Source organism: Caulobacter sp. P1_B12_2, from assembly GCF_056406675.1.
Genome location: NZ_JBFTZS010000338.1, coordinates 1 through 5209, shown reverse-complemented (window position 1 = coordinate 5209; position 5209 = coordinate 1). Strand labels below are relative to the sequence as shown.

4 protein-coding genes are annotated in these 5209 nt (G+C 69.8%); 1 reads left to right on the top strand and 3 read right to left on the bottom strand.

Going from position 1 to position 5209, the window contains the following annotated elements:
* The 3 genes from AC1DZ6_RS18475 to AC1DZ6_RS18465 form a co-directional block, all read right to left on the bottom strand.
* Window positions 1–2556: family 78 glycoside hydrolase catalytic domain (locus AC1DZ6_RS18475; RefSeq protein ID WP_477098601.1), on the bottom strand; the 2556-nt coding region annotated here is incomplete at its 3' end.
* 7 nt (window positions 2557–2563) lie between these two features.
* Window positions 2564–2947 (bottom strand): hypothetical protein, encoded by a 384-nt coding sequence (locus AC1DZ6_RS18470; RefSeq protein ID WP_477098600.1) that lies wholly within the window; start codon window positions 2945–2947, stop codon window positions 2564–2566.
* A 94-nt stretch (window positions 2948–3041) separates the two neighbouring features.
* A complete protein-coding gene (locus tag AC1DZ6_RS18465) occupies window positions 3042–3653 on the bottom strand; it encodes a TetR/AcrR family transcriptional regulator (RefSeq protein WP_477098599.1) in 612 nt (203 codons plus the stop codon).
* A 177-nt stretch (window positions 3654–3830) separates the two neighbouring features.
* Here AC1DZ6_RS18465 and AC1DZ6_RS18460 point away from each other — a divergent pair.
* On the top strand, window positions 3831–5209 hold a 1379-nt coding region (locus AC1DZ6_RS18460; protein ID WP_477098598.1), incomplete at its 3' end, for a carboxylesterase/lipase family protein.

The following is a 5209-nucleotide window of genomic DNA, read 5'->3' as shown; positions in this document are numbered from 1 at the left end:
GGCGACGTAGCGCTTGGCCGACGCGTCCCAGTAGCGGGCGTTGTAGGCCGCGCGGACCTTGGCCGCGAGTTCGGCCTGCCCCGTCGCCTTGAGCATGTGGAAGATATAGGCCGTCGAGGTGGCGTCGACGGGCCCCGCCGGCGCCGCGGCGGCGTATTCGCCCAGGCCATGGTCGTAGCGATAGTCTGGCGCCTTCAGGAAGCCGGCGGTGTAGTCGGCCAAGCGCTTCTGCATCTCGCGCAGCCGCGCGCCGATGCGGTTGTCGCCGAACCGCAGGGCCAGTTCCTCGGGCAGGATGAAGGCGGCCGCGTCCCAGGCCGGCGTCGGGCCCCAGATGTAGTTCCAGCCCGGCGAGTTCTCGAAGCCGTAGAAGGGCGTCGAGGGCACGATCTCGGGCAGTTCGCCGCTGGGCGCCTGGGCGTCGACGAAGTCGCCGAGCCACTTCTCCCAGGTGCGCACGACGTCGAAATTGATCGCCGCGGCGGCCGAGGACGCCTGGGCGTCGCCGGTCCAGCCGTTCTTCTCGAGGCTGGGCGTATCGGTTACGGCGGCGTGCAGGTTGTTCAGCAGGCCCTGGCGGGCGGCGTCGTGGATCTGTCTTACCAATTCATCGCCGCACTCAAACGCGCCGATCGAGGCGACCGCCGAGTGGATCTCGACCGCCGTCACAGCGTCGGCGGCGGGCGGGCCGTCCAGCCCGGTGACCTGGACATAGCGGAAGCCGCCATAGCCGAAGGCCGGCCGCCAGGTTTCGCGTCCCGTCCCGGCCAGGGTGTAGCGATAGGTCAGCAGCTGAGCGTCGATCAGACCGCTGGCCACCTGGATCGCGCCGTCCTTGCGCAGTTTCTCGGCCAGCACCATCGACACCGTCCGCCCGGCGGGGCCCGTGGTGGTCAACTCCGGCGCGCCCGTGCGGATGCGGCCGAAATCGAACAGCCAGACGCCGGGCTTCACTTCCCGCACGGACACCGCCGCATGTCGCGCCACCGGAGCGATCGGTTCGTGCACCGCGGCGATTAGACGTCCCGCCGGCCCCTTCGCCGTCAGGGCCGCGTCCCAGGCGCGGTCGTCGAAGCCGCCGGTCCTCCAGCCCGTCGGTTCGCGCCGGGCGTCGCGCCGCTCGCCGGCGTAGATCGAGTCCCACAGGCAGGGGCCATCGAGGGTCCGCCAGGTTTCGTCGCTGACCAGCACCTGGGTCGAGCCGTCGGCCAGCACGATCTCCAGCCGCGCCTTCAGCGCCGGCTCGGCGGTCCAAGGGGCCTTGTGGAAGTACCACTCGTTAGGCTCGGTCACGCCGTACCAGCCGCGCCCCAGCTCGGCGGCCAGCACGTTGTCGCCCGTGGTCAGCAAGCCGGTGACGTCGTGGGTCTGGTAGAGCACGCGCTTGTCGTAGGCCGTCCAGCCGGTGGCCAGGGCGCTGACCCCGACCGCCTGGCCGTTGAGGCTGAGCGCCGCCCAGCCGCCGGCCGCCGTGTAGAGCCGGGCGTGGACAATCGTCCCGGTCACGGCGAACGTCCGGCGAAACAAAGGCGCGGGATAGGCCAGGGGCGCGACGATGTCCTTGCCCGGCACGCCGGCCGCGATCACCAGGCCCTGGTCGCCGGCATCGCCGCCGGTGAAGGGATTGTCGCCGTGGTCGAAGGCGCCGGCGAACCCGGGCCGGTCCGGCGCTTTCAGGTCGACCGAATGGATCGTCGCCGCTTCAGCCTCCGGGGCCAGGAAGCCGAAGGTCCCCTCGCCCTGGGTCGCGTCGTCGATCGCCCCGACCGGCGCGCCGTCCAAGGCGAAGCGTAGGGACGTCCCCTTGGCCTCGACGGTCAGACGGCGGCGTTGACCGGCCAGCGGGACGAGCGCCGGCGGCAAGGGCCAGACCTGCAGCCGCTTCAGCTTGACGCCGGGATTGGAGCCGCCGGGATATTGCCGCACCTGCAGCATCAGGGACGGCGCGCCGTCCACCTCGCCGACCCGCAGTACATAGGCCTCGCCATAGGTCTTGCCCTCGGGACGGGCGCGGAACAAGACGTCGAAGAACCGGCCTTTAAGAGTGAAGTCGACCGTCAGCACCTGGTCGGCCCAGCCCTTGGGCGGCGCCAGGCGGCGGCCGATCCAGACCGCCTGCCCCCAATCCACGGGCGACAACAGACCCATCTCGAAGGCGGCGGGCGTGCTCCAGGGGCCAGGCCGCCCAGCCGCGTCCCATAGGCGGATACGCCAGACCCGACGATCGCGCGCCGCCAGAGGCGGTCCGGCATATTCGGCTTCGACCGTATGGGCTCCAGCGACCTTGCCGCTGTCCCAGGTCGGGCGGCCGGCCAGCAGATCGGCCTGTGACGCCGCGACCTGTATACGCCAGGCGCTCTGGCCGGCGACCGGCGGTCGCCACATCAGCCGGGGACGGGTCTCATCCAGGCCGATGGGCTCGACCGCGTATTCCGTGCGAGGCTGGGCCGGCGCTTCGGCGGGACCGGGCGTCGCGGCCTGGCTCTTCTCCGCCGCCAGCCAGCCGGCCAGGGCCGCCGCCCCGCTCAGGGCGCCGCGTCGCGTCGTGCCGGTCATCGCGGGATCAGTTCGCGGCGGGCGTGGGCGGCGTCGTGGGCGCCGGCACCTTGGCCAGCGCGTCGCCCAGGGCCTTCAAGCCTTCTTCGTCGAGATTGGCCTGGGGAAAGGCGGCCAACTGGCGCGGCGTGAAGTTCTTGATGATCTGGGCGGTGTTGGCCTGTTCCTCGGGCGTGGCCTCGGGCTGGCCGGCCGCCTCGCCGCGCTTGCGGAAGAATTCGCCGAACACGGTGCGGGCGTTGGCGTCGGCGAAGATGTCGGCGATCTTGGTGTCGAGGGTGAAATAGGGCTGGGCCGCCGCGGCCTGTTGGGCCTGGGCCGCGCTCAGCGGCGCGCCGCACAAGGCCATCGCCATCATGCCCGCCGTCAGGATCTTCATCGTCCGAACCATCGCTTCATCTCCCCTTCCTGGCGTCCGCCTTCACGCGGCGGCGCTGGTTATCGGCGATCACGTTATGCAGGTGCATAACGAAAGTCGAGAGGCCTCAGCGCACCATGATCGCCACCAGCGCGTCGGCGTGGYCCTCGATCACCTTCGGGTCGGAGGGATCCAGGCCCCACACCCGCCGAACCTCCGGCGCCAGGGTGTAGAACAGTTGGGCCGCGCCCACGAAGATGTAGACCGAGGCCGCCACCGAGACCTTGGGCAGGATGCCCTCCGTCTGACACAGCACGATGAACCGTTCGGCGGCGTTGCGGGTCTCGACGATGAACTCGTCGGCCGCCCAGCGGAATCGTTCGCTGTCGCGCACGCTCTCCTGGACCATAAGGCGAGCGTGTTCAGGATGACGGGCCGAATAGAGCACCACCGAGCGGATCACGGCCTTGGCGAAGTCGCGATACGAACTATGGGCCGGGTCGTTGGGCGCAGGCAGCTGCAGTTCCTCGGCCTGGCGCTTGAACAGGAAGCTGACGGCGGCGCGCCACAAGGTGTCCTTGTTGTCGAAATGATACTTGATCAGCGCATGGTGGACGCCGGCCTTGGCCGCGATCTCCCGCGTCGACGCGCCCTCGAAGCCCTGCTCGGAGAAGATCTCCAGGGCCGCCTGGAGGATGCTGGCGTGGGTGGCCGCCTTCTGGCGCGCGCGAATGTTCAAGGTGGAATCCTCGTGGAATCGGGTTCGACGCAACCTGCGCGATGGGGCGCGCGACTAACAATAGTCACATAAGAATGGAAATTGGCTCACCAATCGGTGAATCAGTCTCGACATTTCATTATACAACTGCATAACGTAACATATGGGACGGACCGACAGAGTCCGAGGGAAACGCCGATGCTCGACTTGCGCCCGAAATCCACCGCTCCCCAACGCATCGCGCCCTTGCTGGCCGTGGCGATCAGCCTGACGGCCTGCGGCGCCAAGAGCCAGACGCTCGCCCCGGTCGCGCCCCTGACGCCTGCGGAAGCCACCGTGGCCAGCGGCGGCCTGCGCGGCTACGTCGAGAACGACGTGCGGATCTTCAAGGGCGTGCCCTACGCCCAGCCGCCGGTCGGCGCGCTGCGCTGGCGGCCGCCGCAGCCGGCCCAGGCCTGGACCGGCGCGCGCGACGCCCAGGCCTTCGGCTCAGACYGCATGCAGAACCGGGTGGGCTGGGACGACACCCAGACCAAGCTGCCGGTCAGCGAAGACTGCCTGACACTGAACGTCTGGACGCCCGCGAGCGCCGCCAAGGCTCCCGTGATGGTCTGGATCCATGGCGGCGGCAACGTGATGGGCTCGGGCAGCCAGCCGGTGTTCGACGGCGCGGCCCTGGCCCGGCGTGGCGTGGTGGTGGTGACCTTCAACTATCGCCTGGGCCGCTTCGGCTTCTTCGCCCACCCGGCGATCGACGCCGAGCGTCCCGACGAGCCCAAGGCCAACTACGCCTTCATGGACCAGGTGGCCGCCCTGGCCTGGGTCAAGACCAACATCGCCGCCCTGGGCGGCGATCCGAACCGAGTGACGATCTTCGGCCAGTCGGCCGGCGGCGGCTCGGTCAGCCAGCTGATGCTGATCCCGCAGGCGCGGGGCCTGTTCCAGCAGGCGATCTCCCAGTCAGGCGGCGGCCGCGACGCATGGCCGTTCCTGACGACCGACCGGCCGGGCAAGGTCTCGGCCGAGAGCATTGGGACGGCCTTCGCCGACAAGGCCGGCCTCAAGGACGCGGACGCCGTGGCCCTGCGCGCCCTGCCCGCCGCCAAGCTGCTGGGCAAGCTGGACCTGCTGAACGCCGAGGAGGCCACCTTCTCCGGACCCGTGGTCGACGGCCGCCTGGTGACCGGCTCGGCCGTCGAGGGCTTCGCGGCCGGCAAGCAGGCCAAGGTCCCCTTGCTGATCGGCGCCAACAGCGACGAGCTGGGCATCATTCCAAGCTTCCTGAAGGGCATGTTCGCCGGCCGCATGATCGCTCAGTTGGGCCTGCCCGAGGATCGGCTGCAGGCCATCTACGGCGACAAGTCGGGGATGAACGCCGACCTGCCCAGCGACGCCACCTTCGTCGAGCCCGCCCACGCCCTGGCGGGTCTCGCCGCCAAATCCGGCCAACCGGTCTGGAGCTACAGCTTCGGCTATGTGGCCGAGGCCAAGCGCAAGGACTGGCGCGGCGCGCCGCATTCCAGCGACCTCGGCTACGTGTTCGACACCCTGGGCAAGCTCAAGGACCCGCCCTCGCC

Excerpts from the sequence above, each read along its gene's own strand:
- AC1DZ6_RS18470 (WP_477098600.1), bottom strand. The coding sequence starts at position 2,947 with ATGGTTCGGACGATGAAGATCCTGACGGCGGGCATGATGGCGATGGCC.